Raw genomic sequence first — 16,427 nt, 5'->3', positions numbered from 1 at the left:
CGATTTTTGCCATAAGCCCGCTGCCACGTTACGGAGAGTTTATGACGTTTGAAAGACTGGCGTTTCCGCTGTTCGCGGCACTCGCCCTCGCCCCCGCGGATCTCCTCGCGCAGACCCCGGCCGCGCCTACCGCCGCGGCATCGGGTTATGCCGCCACGGCATACACCTATGCCGATTTGGCCGATCTTTCGGTCAATGCGCCCGTTGTCATCGACGCACAGATCAAGTCGGCGATTCGCATCGAGGAGGGCGCGCCTGCCGGCATGGCGCGCTTCTATGTGGAAGCGACCGTCCGCTCACTGATTCGCGGCCCGGCGGGCAGCCCGGCACTGGTCACCTATGTCGCCGACGTGCCGATAGACGCGCGCGGGAAGCCACCCAAGCTGAAGAAGATGCGCGTATTGCTGCTTGCCCGTCAGGTTCCGGGCAAGCCCGGGGCGCTGCAATTGCTCGCCCCACACGCCCAGATCCCGTGGAGTCAACCGGTGGACACCCAGCTCCGCGCCATCCTGGGTGAGTTGACCGCGGCCGGCGCGCCGCCCAGGATCACCGGCATCCGCAGCGCCTTCCACGTGCCTGGCACCGTCCAGGGCGAGGGCGAGACACAGATCTTCATTCAGACCGAGACTGGAAATCCCGTTTCCTTCTCGATCCTACGGCGCCCTGGCGAGATCGCGCGCTGGTCGGTCGCGCTCGGCGAGATCGTCGATGAAGCCGCCGGCCCGCCCAAGCCGGGCACGCTGCTCTGGTACAGGCTCGCCTGCTCACTGCCGCCGCAACTGCCCGAACGCGCGATCGATCCCGGCGATCCTGCCAATGCCGCCCGCGCGCGCGAGGATTATCGCGTCGTGCGTGACGGGTTGGGCGCCTGCGAGCGCAAACACCCGGCGATTCAGGCCTCTTCACGCCCCAGATAGAGGAAATCGCGGCCGAAGCTGCGCAGATGCGCGCCGCCATCGACGAAGATCGTCTGACCGGTGACCGCGTTGGCCCCGGCCAGATAGACGACGGCCTCCGCCACATCCTCAGGATCGGGGAGCATGCCCAAGGGCATTTCCTGCTCCAGCCGGACCATCTGCGCGGGCAGATAATCCTCCGTCGGCAGCGTCAGCCCCGGCGCGACCGCACAGACGCGCGCTTGCGGTGCCAGCGCACGCGCGAGCATGTCGGTGGCGCCAGCCAGCGCCAGCTTGGAGAGCGTATAGCTCGCCTGGTCGCCCGCCGGATGGACGATGCGCTGATCCAGGATGTTGACGATCGCCGCCGGCGCGCCCGGTTGCGCGCGCGCCGCCACATCGCGCGCCAGCAGCACTGGCGCGGCACTGTTGATCGTGAAATGCGCGAGCAGCGTATCCGCCGTCATGTCCTCCGGCCCGTCGAGCCCGAACATAGAGGCATTGTTGACCAGCAATGTCGGCGGCTGGCCGAAATGAGCGGTCACGCGATCCACCAGCCCGGCCACCTGTCCGGTATCCGAAAGATCGGCGGCGAAGCCGTCCCAGATCGCACCCCATTGGGTCAACCGGGCACGCAAGGCGGGATCGGGCTCCGGATGCTCGCGCGAATGGAGCGCCAATGCCCAGCCCGACTCGGCGAGACGGCCCGAGATCGCGGCACCCAGCCTGTGGCAACCGCCGGTGACGAGTGCGAGTTTCACCGCGCGCTCACCGCCGGTGCCTCACCAGCGAAATGCCGATCGACTCGTCCGCCTCGGCGATGGCGATCTTGACGATCTCGACTTCGACTCGCTGCACCCGCGCATCCTGCACCATCAGCGTTTCAACGATATGATCGGCGATCGCCTCGACCAGCGTGAAATGCTGCCCCTCCGGCAAGGCCGAGGTCACCGCATGCTTCAGGTCCATGTAGTTCTTCGACGCGGAAAGCGGCGTTTCCGGCGCGAAATGCGCGGGGCAGTCGATATCGACACGCACCGAGATCCGCAGCGGCTGGGGAAGATGCGTTTCCTCTGAATAGATGCCGGTGAGCACCGGAACCTCCAGATCGAGCACGCGCAACTGAAGACGATCGTCCATTGAGACCCTGTTCCAAGGCTGTTTCGGCCTCCGTATCACGGCTGGCGCGCGATTCACGCTTTTCTTGCGTGCCGGAATCGCTAAATGCCCGCGACCGCCGGCCCCTGCCCGGCCCGATGAAAGGATCCAGGTGTCGCATCCCGTAAAGATCGACGCCGCGAACATAAACGCGGCGGACGCGATCGATATCGTCCCTATCGCCCATGTCTCCGAAGACGCGGTCGAAGCCTTGCTCGACGATGCGTTCGGGACCGATCGACACGGCCGCACCGCCTATCGCCTGCGCGCAGGGACCCGCGCGATTCCCGCGCTGAGCTTCGCCGCGCTCGACAGGGCCGGTGCGCTGCTCGGCACGATCCAGTGCTGGCCGGTCAGGATCGGCGACGCAGCGATGGTGATGGTCGGGCCGGTCGCGGTGGAGCCCGCCGTGCAACGCGGGGGCATCGGCCGCGCGCTGATGCAGGCGATGCTCGACGCTGCGGATGCCGGCGGCTGGCCACCGCTGATGATGATCGGCGATCCCGAATATTATGGGCGCTTCTTCGGTTTCAGCGCCGATGGAACCGCGGGCTGGATCGTGGACGGGCCGGTCGAGCGCCGCCGCCTGCTCGCCCGCGCCCGCGCCGGGCAACCGATGCCTGCCGCTGGCGAAGTCCTGCCGCGCCCCGCGTGACGCGCCAATATCCGACCAGATGACAGCCGGATGACATTGCGTACGTCTCGCCGACGCCCTAACTCCGCGCCATGCCTTCGATCGAACCGCCCGCCGACCTGACCGGCCTTTCGCTCGCCGAGATCGCTCGGCTTGCCGAGGAGCGGCGGCTGCCGCCTGTCGAGAAATGGAATCCCACCCATTGCGGCGATAGCGAGATGCGGATTGCGCGCGACGGCACCTGGTATCATCAAGGTTCGCCAATTGGCCGGCCAGCGATGGTGCGGCTCTTCTCGACGATCCTGCGGCGCGAGCCCGATGGCGGCTATGTGCTCGTCACGCCGGTCGAGAAACTCGACATCATGGTCGACGACGCCCCGTTCGTCGCGGTCGAGGTCAGGGCGGAGAGCGAAGCGCTCGCCTTTCGGCTGAATACCGGCGACATCATCGTGGCCGGCCCGGATCATCCGCTGCGTTTCGCCGAAACCGCGGACGGCCCGCATCTCTATCTTCATGTGCGCAGCGGGCTTGAGGCGCTTGTCGCCCGCTCTGTCTGGTATGAACTCGCCGATCTCGCGCTCGATCATGATCCGCCCGGCCTGTGGAGCCGTGACACCTTTTTTCCGATCGAGGAGGCGGCATGATCCTGGTGGACAAATTGCGCCGTGCGCTCGACGCCGGGCACCGAGGATCGCCGATCCTGCTGGCGGGCGACAATCGTGACGCCGTGCCCGGCAAGCAGGATATATTGGTTCCGGCTGCCGTGCTCGTCGCGGTGACAGATCGCACCGATCCCGGCGTGATCCTGACGCAGCGCACCGAGACGCTGCGCAAACATGCCGGCCAGATCGCCTTTCCCGGCGGCAGGATCGACGCCGGAGATACGGGCGCAGTGGGTGCCGCATTGCGCGAGGCCGAGGAAGAGATCGCGCTGCCGCCATCGGCGGTCACGGTGATCGGAGAGACCGATCCCTATCGTACCATCACGGGCTTTCAGGTGACCCCGGTGGTGGGCGTGGTGCGACCCGACATTGTGCTACGCGCCAACGACGCCGAGGTCGCCGACGTCTTCGAAGTGCCCCTTTCCTTCCTGCTCGAACCCATGAACCATCTCGAACAGGCGGTGGAGTGGCAGGGCCGGGAGCGCCATTATTACGAGATCACATATGGTGAACGGCGAATCTGGGGGGCGACCGCAGCGATGATCGTGAACCTGGCGCGGAGGCTCGCTTGGACGGAGTGACGCTGCCTGAAGCCGCGTGGCGGACACGCGAAGGACTGGACAGGCTGCTCCATGCGATGGGCGCCGATGACGGGCTGGCGCGCTATGTCGGCGGCGCCGTGCGCGACACGATCATGGGCATTGCGGTCAACGATATCGATATCGCCACGCCGCTGGCGCCCGACGATGCGATGCGCCGGCTGCAACAGGCGGGAATCAAGGTGATTCCCACCGGCATCGCGCATGGCACGGTGACCGCCGTGCTGGCCGGCGGGCCGATCGAGATCACCACGCTGCGGCGCGACGTTTCCACCGACGGCCGCCGCGCGACCGTCGCCTTTTCCAACGATTGGCGCGAGGACGCGGCACGGCGCGATTTCACGATCAACGCGCTTTACGCCGATCCACTGACTGGCGCCGTGTTCGATTATTTCGGCGGCCTGGCCGATCTGGAGGCCGGACGCATCCGCTTCATCGGCGACGCGCTGACCCGGATCGCCGAGGATCATCTGCGGATCCTGCGCTTCTTCCGTTTCCACGCCCGGTTCGGCCGTGGCGCGCCCGACGCGGAAGCGCTCACCGCCTGCAGGCAACGCGCGCGCGACCTGATGGCGCTTTCGCGCGAGCGCATCGCCGACGAACTGACAAAACTGCTCACGCTGCCCGATCCCTTTCCCACCATCGCGCTGATGCTGGAGAACGGCATATTGGCACCTGCCCTGCCAGAGATCGATCAAGCCGGGCTCGACCGGCTTGGCGCCCTGCTGATCCAGGAACGGGAGATCGGCGCTTCGCCGGATGCGATCCGCCGGCTGATCGCGCTGCTGCCCCAGGATACCGCCGCCGCCGATGGCGTGGCTTCACGGCTGCGCCTGTCCAATGCGCAGCGCAAACGCATCGCCGCCGCGCTTGCACCCGATCCCAGGGATCCGGTGGAAGCCCTCTACCGGCTTGGCGAAGAGGGCGCGCTCGATCGGCTGCTGCTGGATTGTGATGCGGCCACGCAATGGGCGCGCATCCGTGATCGCGATCGCCCAGTCTTCCCGCTGCGCGGCGGCACGCTGGTCGCGCGCGGACTAACCGCCGGCCCGCGCGTGGCGCAGGCAATGCAGGCGATCGAGCGGCGCTGGATCGAGGAAGGCTTTCCGGGAGGAGCACGCATCGACGAAATCGCCGACGCCGAAGTCGATCAGCTGTTGCGCGCGAGCAGATAATTGTAGGCCTGATCCGTATCGAGCGGATCGGAGTAGAAATAGCCCTGCCCCGTCGCGCAGCCCAGCGCGGCTAGGGTTCGCGAAAGCTCGAACGACTCGATGCCTTCCGCGGTGGTCTTCATGCCCAGCGCGTCGGCGAGCGACAGCACGGCGCGGACGATCGCGATCTTGTTCTTGTCGAGCAGCATGCCGGTGATGAAACTGCGGTCGATCTTCAATATGTCGATCGGCAGGCGCTGGAGATAGGCGAGGCTGGAATAACCCGTGCCGAAATCGTCCATCGCGATCGTGGTATCGAGCGCCTTCAGCCCGTCCAGCACGCGCACCGCGCGTTCCGGATCGGCGATGATCGCGCTTTCGGTCAGCTCCAGCGTCAGTCGATTGCCTGCGATGCCCGTCGCTGCCAGCGCTTCCGCCACGGCGGCGCACATATCATCTCGCACGATCTGGATCGCGGACAGGTTGACGCTCATCCGCACCGGCAGCGCCGATCCCGCGCGTCGATCCCATTCAGCAAGAGTGCGGGCAGCATTGGTCAGCGCCCAACGGCCGAGCGGGACGATCAGCCCCGACTCCTCTGCGACGGGGATGAAATCCTGCGGGCCGATCGTGCCATGTTCGGGATGCTCCCAGCGCGCCAGTGCCTCGAAGCCAGACACATTTTCCGAGGAGAGATCGATAAGTGGCTGAAAGGCAAGGTGGAGCTGCCCGACTTCGATCGCGCGGCGCAGTTCGGTCTCCATGCTGAAACGATGGCGCGCGAGATGGAAGGCGGTGGGTTGGTAGATCTCGATCTTGCCGGTTTCCTTCGCGCGCTTGAGCGCGAACTGGGCGTGGCGGACAAGCTTTTCGACATCACTCTGCTCGTCAAGCATCAGCGCGCAGCCGACGCTGCAATCGACGCGAATCTCAAGATCGGTGAGCCTGAACGGCGATGCCAGCGCCTCCTTGATCCGGCGGCCGACATGCAGCGCGTCACCCGGCCCGTCGACAAGCCGGATCAGCATGCCGAACTCATCCCCCCCGGTGCGCGCCAGCCGATCGCCCGAACGCATCGCCTTGAGCAGGCGTCGTGCGACGGTGATGATCAGTTCGTCGCCAGCGATCGCGCCGATACATTCATTGATCCGGCTGAAACGGACCAGATCGATGACAAGCACCGCGAAATGCCCGTCCTGTTCGGCGGCGTCCTCGAGCAACTCGGTGAAACCGGCGCGATTGGGCAAGCCGGTCAGGCTGTCCGACAGCATCTCCCGACGGAGATTCTGTTCGGTCCGCACCTGCGCCGTCTGGTCAAGCAGGAAGACCATACAGCGCCGCTTGTCGTCGGGCGTATCGACCAGCCGCGTCATCTTGACGGTGAAATGGCGCTGTTCGATCGGGCTGCCGTCATTCCAGACGAACTCGTCGCTCGCCTCTCCGCTCGCCAGGAAGGCGCAGACACGCGCGCCCAATCCGTTGCGCTCCAGGATCGGCGCATCGTCGCCATCGAAGGTCGAGATCGGCGTTTCATACCGCTTGAAGATCGGATTGCTGCATTCGACGAACGGCTTGCCGGACTTGCTGACGGCAACCAGCGCGGCGGCGATCGGCAAGGTATCCAGAAGCTGCTGGCGCGCCTCGAAAAACTGCTGAAGCGGGGTTTCGGCCACGCGCAGCCCAAGGGGTAGCTGCGCCGGAATTCCGGCCTGCCGTTCGGGGCGTTTGTCGCCCCTGATTTTCGACACAACACGCATGCAGATCCGGCCTAGCCCGGATCAGGTAAATTCTTCGTGAAACGAGGTTAATGGCAACGATAACACCGCCACATCGAAGAAGGGGCCAAAGCCCCCCTTCTCACACGAAGCGGTTGTTGCGGGGAAAGCCCGTGGGCGGCATGCGGCCTGCCGCGCCGCGGGCGACACGCCATGGCGTCAGATCGGTCTCCGTCCGCGTACGACCGGTCTCGCCGCCCATCGTCCAGCTCAGCCCTTCCTCGAAGCGGAAGGCGATCACATCGGACAGGCCGCCATCGCGATATTTCTGGATGGTGACGCCCTGTCCGCGCCCCATCTCCGGAAGCTCGTTCAGCGGGAATACCACCAGCTTGCGATTATCGCCGATCGCCGCGACATAGTCGGCCTCGGCCGGAACCGCCCTTACCACCTTCAGCTTGGCGCCGGGGCGGAGATTGACGAGTTGCTTGCCCTTGCGCGTCTCCGCGACCGCCTCCGCCGTCGCGGCGACGAAACCGCGACCGTCGGACGATGCGACCAGCAGCTTGGCCGATGCCGAAACCGGCACCAGCGCGACGATTCCCGCATCGCCCTCCATGTCGATCATCAGCCGCACCGGCTCACCGAAGCCGCGACCGCCCGGCAACTTGTCGCCACCCAGCGTGTAGAACCGCCCGGTATCGGCGGCGAGCAGGATCTTGTCGGTGGTCTGCGCGTGAAAAGCGAAGGCGGGCCCATCGCCTTCCTTGAACTTGACCGCATCGGCCGACGCGAGATCGATATGGCCGCGCATCGCACGGATCCAGCCACGCTGCGACATGATCACCGTGATCGGCTCGCGCTCGATCATCGCCTCCAGCGGGATTTCGCGCGCGGGCGCGGCTTCCTCGATCGTGGTCCGTCGCGCACCAAGCGCGGTTTCCAGTCCATAACGTTCGCGCAGCACGCCCAGATCGCGCTTCAGCCGGGTGCGCTGACGCGCCGGGCTTTCGATCAGCGCGACCAGCCCCTCGCGCTCCTTGGCCAGATCGTCACGCTCCTTGCGGATCTCCATTTCCTCAAGCTTGCGCAGCGAACGCAGCCGCATGTTGAGGATCGCTTCGGTCTGACGGTCGGTCAGCCCGAACTCGGCCATCATCACTGCCTTGGGCTCATCCTCCGTCCGGATGATCTCGATCACGCGGTCGAGATTGAGATAGGCGATCAGATAGCCGTCGAGCAGTTCGACGCGGTCGTCGATCTTTGCCAGCCGGTGTTGCGAGCGGCGGATCAGCACTTCGATCTGATGACGAAGCCATGACGTCAGAACCTCCTTCAGCCCCATGACACGGGGTGTCCGGTTCGCATCGAGCACGTTCAGGTTGAGCGAGATGCGCGATTCGAGATCGGTGAGCCGGAACAGGCTTTCCATCAGCATCTCGGGCTCGACGGTGCGGCTGCGCGGTTCGAGCACCAGCCGGATCTTCTCGTCGGATTCGTCACGGACATCCGCCAGGATCGGCAGCTTCTTGTCGTTGATCAGCGTCGCGATCTGCTCGATCAGCTTCGATTTCTGGACGCCATAGGGAATCTCGGTGACCACCGCGACCCAGGTGCCCCGGCCCTCGTCCTGCTTTTCCCAACGCGAGCGGACGCGGAACCCGCCGCGCCCGGTGGCATAGGCCTCCGCGATCGACGCCGCGCTGTCGATCACGATGCCGCCGGTCGGGAAATCGGGCCCCTTCACATATTGCAGCAATTGCGCGGGCTCGGCTGCGGGCTGGTCGATCAGCAGCATCGCGGCGTCGATCAGTTCGGCCGCGTTGTGCGGCGGGATGTTCGTCGCCATGCCCACCGCGATTCCGCTCGCGCCATTGGCGAGCAGATTGGGGAACAGGCCGGGCATCACCTCCGGCTCTTCATCCTCGCCATTATAAGTCGGACGATAATCGACCGTGCCTTCGTCGAGCCCGGCCATCAGATCGATCGCGACCTGGGTCAACCGCGCTTCGGTGTAGCGATAGGCCGCGGCATTATCGCCGTCGATATTGCCGAAATTGCCCTGGCCGTCGACCAGCGGGTACCGCAGCGCGAAATCCTGCGCCAGGCGCACCATCGCGTCATAGACCGAGACGTCGCCATGCGGATGATATTTACCGATCACGTCACCGACGACGCGCGCGCATTTTTTGTAGCCCTGCCCCGGATCGAGCTTGAGCAGCCGCATCGCCCAAAGCAGCCGCCGGTGCACCGGTTTCAGCCCGTCGCGCACATCCGGCAGCGATCGCGCGGTGATGGTCGACAGGGCATAGACCAGATAGCGTTCGCTGAGCGCGGTATCGAAGGGAGCGTCGACGATCTGATCGAAAGGATCGGAAAATTCAGTGGCCATGACCAGGCGATAGCAGCGCGGATTCGGCGTGGCGAGTACCCCCGATCATCTCGACAGCGCTTTCCGGGACCGCCCTATCGAAGACACAATCGCATGTGAGGCTGAGCAGATGACGGCGGGGAGATCCGTGTGGCAGCCTTTTTCCTGTTCGCTTTGCAGGCAACCGCCGCGCTGGCCGCCCCAGACATCCCTGCCGATTTCGACTTGCGCAAGCTGCCCGAACATGAGGAGGAACCGCTTGATCTGACCGGATCGCGGCATTGCCGATCGGAAGACGGCACGGAGATCGTTGTCTGCGCGCGTCGCGGCGGCGAGCAACGCCATCGGCTGCGCGCTCTTTCGGATGCCGCTTATGCAAGCGCGCCAGTGCGCGCCGAAATGAGCGCCTTCGGTAACAGCAAAGTCGCGGTCGAAACCGATAGCGTCACCATGGTTGGAAGCGCCGCGACGAACGGTCTACGGAGCAATCGCTCTATGATCCGGCTCAAGACCCCTTTCTGATCGTTCGACGGTTCGGTACGCGGCTTGGAGCGGTTGACCGCACCGCCTATCTTCACCCGACCCCTTCCCCGGCCCTGGAGACCTGCCATGCGTTACAACCAGTTCGGCAATACCGGCCTGTTCGTTTCGGAAATCTGCCTTGGCGCGATGACCTTCGGCTCCTCGACCCAGGATACTATGTGGGGTCAGATCGCCGGCCTCGATCAGGACGGCGTCGATCGGATCGTCGAACGCGCGCTGGCAGCCGGGGTCAATTTCATCGACACCGCCAATGTCTATTCGGGCGGCGAGTCCGAACGGCTGCTCGGTCAATCGCTCCAGAACCTCCAGGTCAGGCGCAGCGACGTCGTCGTCGCCACAAAGGCGTTCATCCGCATGGGGGCCGGCCCTAACGACGCCGGCGCTTCGCGCGGCCACATCATGGATGCGGTCCAGCAAAGCCTCGACCGACTGCAAACCGACCATATCGATCTCTACCAGATCCACGGCAATGACAGCGTTACCGGCATCGACGAGACGCTGCGCGCGCTGGACGATCTCGTGAGCCGCGGCCTTGTCCGCTATATCGGGGTTTCCAACTGGGCGGCGTGGAAGATGATGAAGGCGCTCGGCATCTCCGAGCGTCGCTGCTTCGCCCGCTTCGAGAGCGTACAGGCCTATTATTCGATCGCGGGCCGCGATCTGGAACGCGAGATCGTGCCCTTCATCGAATCCGAGAAGATGGGATTGATGGTCTGGTCCCCGCTCGCGGGCGGATTGCTGTCAGGCAAATATGGCCCCGGCGGCAGCGAAGGCGAGGGCCGCCGCGCCAATTTCGATTTCCCGCCGGTCGATCGCGGCCGCGCCGACCGGGCGATCGCGGTGATGCGCGATGTGGCCGCAGCCCATGGCGCGACGGTGCCGCAGGTCGCCCTGGCCTGGATCCTCGCCAAACCATTCGTGACCAGCGTCATCATCGGTGCGAAGCGGCTCGACCAGCTCGACGACAATCTGAGCGCATCCGGGCTCACCCTGACCAGCGAGGATATGGCCCGGCTCGACGCCGTGAGCGCGCTTCCCGAGGAATATCCGGGCTGGATGCTCTCGCGCCAGGGCAACGGCCGGATCCCGGCCCCCTTCACGCCCACGTCCACGCGCAAAGAACCCTAACGCCTCGTTCACCGCTGCCGGTTACCATTAGCCAAGTTCGCATCCCCTTATACTGACTCCCGCGCGCTCCGGAGGGGCCGCGCGCCTGGGGATCCGGTATGACGAAGCGGACATGGCTGGCGAAGACTGCGCTGCTGCTGGGGCTGGCCCCGGCACTGACCGGCGCCGTGGCGCCCGATCGCGACACGCTGATCCTGTCGGCACATAATCGCGAGCGCGCGACGCTCGGTCTGCCCGCGATGCACTGGGACACGAAGCTGGCCACTGATGCGCGGGAATGGGCGCAATATCTCGCGGCGAGCGGCGAGTTCGAGCATTTCGAGGAGGAATCGGACGATCCCGACGCGCAGGGCGAAAATCTCTGGATGGGCACGCGCGGTGCGTTCCGGCCCGAAACGATGGTCGGCCACTGGATCGGCGAGAAGAAGGATTTCGTCTACGGCACCTTCCCCGCCAACAGCCGCACCGGCGATCTCGAGGATGTGGGCCACTATACCCAGATCGTCTGGCGCGACACCGGCGCCGTAGGCTGCGCCATCGCGAGCAATGACGAGGACGATTATCTGGTCTGCCGCTACTCGGCGAGCGGCAATGTGATGGGCGAGCGGCCCTTCTGATACGGACGGCTCATGCCGTCCAGCCCGCTTCGTCCTTCGCGATCTCGGCAAGCAGCCATTCTCGGAAGCGCTTGATCTTCGGAACATTGCGGCGCTGTTCCGGGCAGACCAGCCAATAGGCGTAGCCCCGTGACGAGAGCTGGTCCGACAATCGCACGAGCCGCCCTTCCGCCAGGTCGTTGCGCCAGAAGAAGGGCGTCAGCATCGCCACCCCCTGCCCCGCCATCGCCGCATTGCCTTCATTGGCCTGTGAGTCGAGCCTGACGCCCGGCTTGATCGTGCCGTCGGGCACATCGACACCCGCCTCGCGCAGCCAAAAGGCCCACCACGGGTCCTGCGGGCTGATCAGCGGAAGATCGAGCAGGTCGGTGGCGCCGATCCTGCCACCATGGCGCGCCAGGAATTCCGGGCTGCACATCGGCGTGAAATCGATCCGCAGCAGCAGATCCGCCGTCAGCCCCGGCCAGGGGCCGAGCCCGACGCGTACCGCCACATCGACATCGTCACTGAAATCGGTGAGCGCATCACTGGCCAGCAGCCGCACCGCCATATCCGGGTGCTGGACCTGGAAGCCGCCCAATCGCCAGGCGAACCAGGTGTTGGCGAAGGTCTGCGAGGTCGAGATCGTCAGCATCGACTCATCCTCGGCGCGCACACTCGCGAAGGCGCCGTCGAGCGCATCGAACGCGCCAGACACCAGGGGCGCGATGCGACGTCCGACTTCGGTGAGACTGACCTGGCGCCGGACGCGATGAAACAATGCGACGCCCAATCGCTCCTCGAGCAATTTCATCTGATAGCTGACCGCCGCCTGGGTCATGCCGAGTTCCTCGGCCGCACGCGTGAAATTGCCATGACGTGCCGCGGCTTCGAACACCCGGACGGCGGCGAGAGGCGGTAATCTGCGCATGGCCCAATCATAAGGCACACTTATGATATCGGTCCAGCCTTTGATTGGCGAAACCACCAAGGATCCGCCATTTCGGTGTCAGCCGGCCAGTCCGGAAAAACCCGAAAGGAGCATCATCATGCGCGACGCTTATGACGCCCGGATGTGGGGCGAACACCATCAGTCCTTCACGAGCGCAATCAATAACATCATCGCCGCAACCATGGCGGCGATGACCAAGCTGAACGAAATCCAGTTCGAGGCGCCATGGCGAGCACAGCCCCGTGGCGGAAAAATTATCGGCCCCGCGCGGTAAACACCGACCAGCCGGTAGCGTCCGACAGGCGTTCGAGCGCGAGCGATCCCAATTGGGAATTGCCGCGCTCGTTCAGCCCCGGCGACCAGACCGCGACCGACGCCTCCCCCGGCACGATCGCGAGGATGCCGCCGCCGACACCCGATTTCCCCGGAATGCCGACGCGAAAGGCGAATTCGCCCGATCCGTCATAATGGCCGCAGGTGAGCATCAGCGCGTTGATCCGCCGAGCGCGCAACGCCGAGACCACGCGCCGCCCCGTGCCGGGATGCATACCGTCATGCACCAGGAAGCGCCCGGCCATCGCGAGCTGACGGCAGCTCATCGCCAGCGCGCACTGGTTGAAATAGACATTCAGCGCATCCTCGACGCGCCGTTCGATATTGCCGAACGCCTTCATGTAATTGGCGAGCGCGATATTGCGGAATCCGGTCTGTGCCTCCGATCCCGCGACCTCCATGTCGATCTCGATGTCGTCGTCATCCGCCAGATAGCGGACGAAACGCAGGATCTCGCCGATCGTCGCGCGCGGGTCGCCGGTGCCGAGAACCACGTCGCTCACCACCAGCGCACCCGCGTTGATGAAGGGATTGCGCGGTATGCCATGTTCCTGCTCGAGCTGGACGATCGAATTGAACGCCGATCCCGAAGGTTCTCGCCCGACCCGCTTCCACAGGCCCTGCCCGGCCTTGCCCAGCGCCATCGTCAGCGTGAACACCTTGGATATGCTCTGGATCGAGAAGGCGGCATCCGCTTCACCCGCGGTGAAAACCCGCCCATCCGCCGCAACCACCGCGATGCCGAATCGCTTCGGATCGACCTTGGCCAGCGCCGGAATATAATCGGCGACCTCACCGCGATGCGGTGCTGCCATCATCTCGTCAGCGATCATGTCGATGATACGTTGAATATCAGGCACACCGCCTCCCCTTCACCGCCCCCTTAACCGCTTCGCGGCCGCGCATCACTTGATTTGCGAGCGTGGCCTTTGCGCAACAGCTCGTCGACATATTTGCACGATTGACCGCAATCTCAACCAATGAGCTAATATAACATCAACAAGGAGGAGAAGGCGCATGCGCAGGTTTTCCGGACTGGTTCTGGTATCGATGCTCTCCACACTGGCGCTTGCCGGCTGCGACAAGCCGGCGCCATCGGAGAATGCGGTGGAAATGCAGGCGCTGTCCGTCGAAGACGCGAGCGAACCGCCCGCCGCTGGGCGAGCCAGTCCTCCCGGCATCGCGCCCACCGCCGCGCCGGGTGTCGCCTTCAACTATCGCTATGATTTCCGCATGGACGCCGCGAAGATCGGCGGAACCCAGGAAAAACATGCCCAAGCCTGCGAGAAGCTGGGCATCGATCGCTGCCGGATCACCGGCATGTCCTACCGGCTGATCAATGATCGAGATATCGCGGCGATGCTGGCGTTCAAGCTCGAACCGTCACTCGCCAGGCAATTCGGCAAGGACGGGATCGGGCTGGTCAACGCCGCGGAAGGCATGCTCGTTCGCAGCGAGATCAGCGGCGTAGATGCGGGTTCGGCGATCAGCGCGGCCGGCCGCGCGCAAGGACGGCTTCGCGACGAACGCACGCGGCTGGAAGCGCGCCTGAAACAGCCCAAGCTCACCGAGGCGGAACGCGCCGAGATCAACAGCCGGCTGGAGGAGGTCTCGCGCCAGATCGAATCGGCAAGCGTCACGCGCGAGGAGAATCGGGAATCGCTCGCCAGCACGCCAATGGTGTTCAACTACGGATCGGGCGAGATCGTGCCCGGCTTCGATGCCGGTTCGCCGCTGCGCGATGCCTTCCGCACGGCCGGCGAAACCTTTGTCGGCGCGATCGCGGCTTTCATCGTCGTGCTCGGTGCGTTGCTGCCGCTGGCGCTGCTCGCGGCGCTGGGCTGGGGCCTTTGGCGGCTGTTGCTGCGCCCGCTCGTCCGCAAATGGCGGGAATCGGGCACGCCCGCCCCGCTATCGACGGCGGACTGAAACCCCGCAATTGCGCCACCGTTCCCATTGAGCTATAGGCGCCCCCTTCCCGCCCCGGCCTGCGCACCATCCGCGTTGCGCGGCCGGGGCCGCTTTTTTCAGGGGTTCGTGCCGATGTCCCGCCGCCGCCAGATCTACGAAGGCAAGGCCAAGATTCTTTACGAGGGTCCGGAGCCCGGCACCCTGATCCAGTATTTCAAGGACGACGCGACCGCGTTCAATGCCCAGAAAAAGGGCACGATCAACGGCAAGGGCGTGCTCAACAACCGGATTTCCGAGCATATCTTCACGCTGCTCGGCAATATCGGCATTCCGCATCACTTCATCCGCCGGCTCAACATGCGCGAGCAGTTGATCCGCCAGGTCGAGATCGTTCCGATCGAAGTGGTGGTGCGCAACGTCGCGGCGGGTACGCTGTCGAAGCGGCTCGGCATCGAGGAGGGAACCCAGCTTCCCCGCACGATCATCGAATATTGCTACAAGGACGATGCGCTCGGCGATCCGATGATCTCCGACGAGCATATCGCGTGCTTCGGCTGGGCCAGCCAGGAAGAGATGCACGACATCGCCGACATGGCGATCCGCATCAACGATTTCATGAGCGGGCTGTTCGCTGGCATCGGCATCCGCCTGGTCGATTTCAAGCTCGAGTTCGGGCGGATCTGGGACAATGACTATGCCCGGATCATCCTGGCGGACGAGATCAGCCCCGATGGCTGCCGCCTGTGGGACATGACCACCAACGAGAAGCTCGACAAGGACCGGTTCCGCCGCGACTTGGGCGGCGAGGTGGAAGCCTATCAGGAGGTCGCGCGCCGGCTGGGCCTGCTGCCCGAGGGTGGCGATAATCCGGTGCTCGACCTGGAAAGCCACCGCAAGAAGCGCGGCAAGTAAGTCGAGTTCGGTGAGCTGACGCAGCATTTCGGAAGCTCACCGTCCGAAACATCCAATTCCGATTCGCATGTGCACGCTATCGCACCTCCAGGCCTTCGAGCCTGGCGGAGGCGATGCTCATGCGACCCGCATCGCCTCCGCCGATGCTTGCCTGCCGCCCCGCTCCATGCTTGATCGCCCGTCGATGACGCGCCCCACCCTGATCCTGGCCCTGCTAGGCCTGTCACTGCTTTCCGCCTGCCAGTTTCCCGCCCGGGGGCCATCGTCAAACGCCACGATCGCGCCACCTTCAAAACCGGCGGCCAACGCCTGGGGCCTGCGCGGCAGCGATCTGACGCCCGATCCGGATATCCATTACGGCGTGCTCCGCAACGGCATGCGCTATGCCATCCGCCGCAACACTACGCCGCTGCATGCCGCCTCGATCCGGCTGCGCTTCGATGTCGGATCGACCGCCGAGGCCGACGACCAGCGCGGCCTCGCGCATTTCCTCGAACATATGGCGTTCAACGGCTCGAAGCGCGTTCCCGAAGGCGAGATGATCAAGATCCTGGAGCGCCACGGCCTCGCCTTCGGCCCCGACACCAACGCATCCACCTCGTTCACCCAGACCGTTTATTCGCTCGACCTGCCCAATGCCGGCCATGCCACGCTCGACAGCGGCCTGATGCTGATGCGCGAGATCGCGGGCGAATTGACCATTTCCCCCGAAGCCGTCGATCGCGAGCGCGGCGTGATCCTGTCCGAACGCCGCTCACGCGACCAGTTCTCACTGCGGAGACTGGAGCATTTCATCGATTTCGCCCTGCCCGGCGCCCCCGTGTCGCGCGCATTGCCGATCGGCGATCCGCACGTGATCGGGA

General features: G+C 64.9%; 18 protein-coding genes. 12 read left to right on the top strand and 6 right to left on the bottom strand.

Annotation, left to right across the window (positions count from 1 at the left end):
* Window positions 1–41 precede the first annotated feature (41 nt).
* Window positions 42–917, top strand: a complete 876-nt coding sequence (locus ACODTA_RS23160) for a hypothetical protein (protein ID WP_489069075.1) — start codon at window positions 42–44, stop codon at window positions 915–917.
* On the opposite strand, the gene ACODTA_RS23155 is transcribed toward ACODTA_RS23160, so the two are convergent.
* On the bottom strand, window positions 893–1,657 hold the full coding sequence (locus tag ACODTA_RS23155; protein ID WP_489069073.1) for an SDR family oxidoreductase: 765 nt from the start codon (window positions 1,655–1,657) through the stop codon (window positions 893–895). The two genes, ACODTA_RS23160 and ACODTA_RS23155, sit on opposite strands and share 25 nt — an antisense overlap.
* Window positions 1,658–1,664: 7 nt before the next feature.
* A complete protein-coding gene (locus ACODTA_RS23150) occupies window positions 1,665–2,036 on the bottom strand; it encodes a dihydroneopterin aldolase (RefSeq protein WP_489069071.1) in 372 nt (123 codons plus the stop codon).
* Window positions 2,037–2,166: 130 nt separating this feature from the next.
* On the opposite strand from ACODTA_RS23150, the gene ACODTA_RS23145 reads away from it, so the two are divergent.
* The 4 genes from ACODTA_RS23145 (at window position 2,167) to ACODTA_RS23130 (ending at window position 5,124) form a co-directional block, all read left to right on the top strand.
* Window positions 2,167–2,709 carry a GNAT family N-acetyltransferase gene (locus ACODTA_RS23145; protein WP_489069069.1) on the top strand — a complete coding sequence of 181 codons (543 nt, stop codon included), beginning with the start codon at window positions 2,167–2,169 and terminating at the stop codon, window positions 2,707–2,709.
* A 71-nt stretch (window positions 2,710–2,780) separates the two neighbouring features.
* Window positions 2,781–3,332 (top strand): DUF1285 domain-containing protein, encoded by a 552-nt coding sequence (locus tag ACODTA_RS23140; RefSeq protein WP_489069067.1) that lies wholly within the window; start codon window positions 2,781–2,783, stop codon window positions 3,330–3,332.
* Window positions 3,329–3,931: a CoA pyrophosphatase gene (locus ACODTA_RS23135; RefSeq protein ID WP_489069065.1), complete on the top strand. Its 603-nt coding sequence runs from the start codon at window positions 3,329–3,331 to the stop codon at window positions 3,929–3,931. Before ACODTA_RS23140 ends, ACODTA_RS23135 begins: the two co-directional genes overlap by 4 nt.
* Window positions 3,919–5,124, top strand: coding sequence for a CCA tRNA nucleotidyltransferase (locus tag ACODTA_RS23130; RefSeq protein ID WP_489069063.1), 1,206 nt, complete (start codon window positions 3,919–3,921; stop codon window positions 5,122–5,124). Before ACODTA_RS23135 ends, ACODTA_RS23130 begins: the two co-directional genes overlap by 13 nt.
* On the opposite strand, the gene ACODTA_RS23125 is transcribed toward ACODTA_RS23130, so the two are convergent.
* Window positions 5,100–6,776: a putative bifunctional diguanylate cyclase/phosphodiesterase gene (locus ACODTA_RS23125; protein ID WP_489069061.1), complete on the bottom strand. Its 1,677-nt coding sequence runs from the start codon at window positions 6,774–6,776 to the stop codon at window positions 5,100–5,102. The genes ACODTA_RS23130 and ACODTA_RS23125 overlap by 25 nt on opposite strands.
* A gap of 184 nt (window positions 6,777–6,960) precedes the next feature.
* Window positions 6,961–9,210, bottom strand: coding sequence for a DNA topoisomerase IV subunit A (gene parC / locus ACODTA_RS23120; RefSeq protein WP_489069059.1), 2,250 nt, complete (start codon window positions 9,208–9,210; stop codon window positions 6,961–6,963).
* Window positions 9,211–9,339: 129 nt separating this feature from the next.
* Between parC and ACODTA_RS23115 the strand changes: the two genes are divergently transcribed.
* The 3 genes from ACODTA_RS23115 to ACODTA_RS23105 all read left to right on the top strand — a co-directional run bounded on the left by ACODTA_RS23115 (window position 9,340) and on the right by ACODTA_RS23105 (window position 11,477).
* Window positions 9,340–9,711, top strand: a complete 372-nt coding sequence (locus ACODTA_RS23115) for a hypothetical protein (protein ID WP_489069057.1) — start codon at window positions 9,340–9,342, stop codon at window positions 9,709–9,711.
* 87 nt (window positions 9,712–9,798) lie between these two features.
* The gene (locus tag ACODTA_RS23110; RefSeq protein WP_489069055.1) at window positions 9,799–10,860 is read left to right on the top strand and encodes an aldo/keto reductase; all 1,062 of its coding nucleotides are present in this window, start codon (window positions 9,799–9,801) and stop codon (window positions 10,858–10,860) included.
* A gap of 98 nt (window positions 10,861–10,958) precedes the next feature.
* Window positions 10,959–11,477, top strand: a complete 519-nt coding sequence (locus tag ACODTA_RS23105) for a CAP domain-containing protein (protein WP_489069053.1) — start codon at window positions 10,959–10,961, stop codon at window positions 11,475–11,477.
* Window positions 11,478–11,487: 10 nt separating this feature from the next.
* Here the strand turns inward: ACODTA_RS23105 and gcvA are convergent, their stop codons facing one another.
* Window positions 11,488–12,387 carry a transcriptional regulator GcvA gene (gcvA, locus tag ACODTA_RS23100; protein ID WP_489069051.1) on the bottom strand — a complete coding sequence of 300 codons (900 nt, stop codon included), beginning with the start codon at window positions 12,385–12,387 and terminating at the stop codon, window positions 11,488–11,490.
* Between the two features lie 118 nt (window positions 12,388–12,505).
* Between gcvA and ACODTA_RS23095 the strand changes: the two genes are divergently transcribed.
* Complete coding sequence (locus tag ACODTA_RS23095) at window positions 12,506–12,682, top strand: hypothetical protein (protein WP_489069049.1); 177 nt, start codon at window positions 12,506–12,508, stop codon at window positions 12,680–12,682.
* Here ACODTA_RS23095 and ACODTA_RS23090 read toward each other — a convergent pair.
* Window positions 12,663–13,601 (bottom strand): glutaminase, encoded by a 939-nt coding sequence (locus tag ACODTA_RS23090; RefSeq protein WP_489069047.1) that lies wholly within the window; start codon window positions 13,599–13,601, stop codon window positions 12,663–12,665. The two genes, ACODTA_RS23095 and ACODTA_RS23090, sit on opposite strands and share 20 nt — an antisense overlap.
* Before the next feature lie 157 nt (window positions 13,602–13,758).
* Between ACODTA_RS23090 and ACODTA_RS23085 the strand changes: the two genes are divergently transcribed.
* From ACODTA_RS23085 to ACODTA_RS23075, 3 genes are all read left to right on the top strand, one after another.
* Entirely contained in the window at window positions 13,759–14,670 is a 912-nt protein-coding gene (locus ACODTA_RS23085) for a DUF4349 domain-containing protein (protein ID WP_489069045.1), read from the top strand.
* 114 nt (window positions 14,671–14,784) lie between these two features.
* Window positions 14,785–15,564 carry a phosphoribosylaminoimidazolesuccinocarboxamide synthase gene (gene purC / locus ACODTA_RS23080; protein ID WP_222989725.1) on the top strand — a complete coding sequence of 260 codons (780 nt, stop codon included), beginning with the start codon at window positions 14,785–14,787 and terminating at the stop codon, window positions 15,562–15,564.
* Between the two features lie 184 nt (window positions 15,565–15,748).
* Window positions 15,749–16,427 (top strand): M16 family metallopeptidase (locus tag ACODTA_RS23075; protein ID WP_489069043.1); only part of this gene is annotated, 679 nt, incomplete at its 3' end.

Source organism: Sphingomonas sp. FG14, from assembly GCF_057809675.1.
Note: the sequence above shows the minus strand (reverse complement) of the source record. Positions and strands in the feature narration are given on the sequence as shown.

Coding starts and splice junctions, on each gene's coding strand:
- ACODTA_RS23135 (WP_489069065.1), top strand. CDS start 3,329: ATGATCCTGGTGGACAAATTGCGCCGTGCGCTCGACGCCGGGCACCGA.
- ACODTA_RS23085 (WP_489069045.1), top strand. CDS start 13,759: ATGCGCAGGTTTTCCGGACTGGTTCTGGTATCGATGCTCTCCACACTG.
- ACODTA_RS23140 (WP_489069067.1), top strand. CDS start 2,781: ATGCCTTCGATCGAACCGCCCGCCGACCTGACCGGCCTTTCGCTCGCC.
- ACODTA_RS23150 (WP_489069071.1), bottom strand. CDS start 2,036: ATGGACGATCGTCTTCAGTTGCGCGTGCTCGATCTGGAGGTTCCGGTG.
- ACODTA_RS23095 (WP_489069049.1), top strand. CDS start 12,506: ATGCGCGACGCTTATGACGCCCGGATGTGGGGCGAACACCATCAGTCC.
- ACODTA_RS23105 (WP_489069053.1), top strand. CDS start 10,959: ATGACGAAGCGGACATGGCTGGCGAAGACTGCGCTGCTGCTGGGGCTG.
- ACODTA_RS23160 (WP_489069075.1), top strand. CDS start 42: ATGACGTTTGAAAGACTGGCGTTTCCGCTGTTCGCGGCACTCGCCCTC.
- parC (WP_489069059.1), bottom strand. CDS start 9,210: ATGGCCACTGAATTTTCCGATCCTTTCGATCAGATCGTCGACGCTCCC.
- purC (WP_222989725.1), top strand. CDS start 14,785: ATGTCCCGCCGCCGCCAGATCTACGAAGGCAAGGCCAAGATTCTTTAC.
- gcvA (WP_489069051.1), bottom strand. CDS start 12,387: ATGCGCAGATTACCGCCTCTCGCCGCCGTCCGGGTGTTCGAAGCCGCG.
- ACODTA_RS23110 (WP_489069055.1), top strand. CDS start 9,799: ATGCGTTACAACCAGTTCGGCAATACCGGCCTGTTCGTTTCGGAAATC.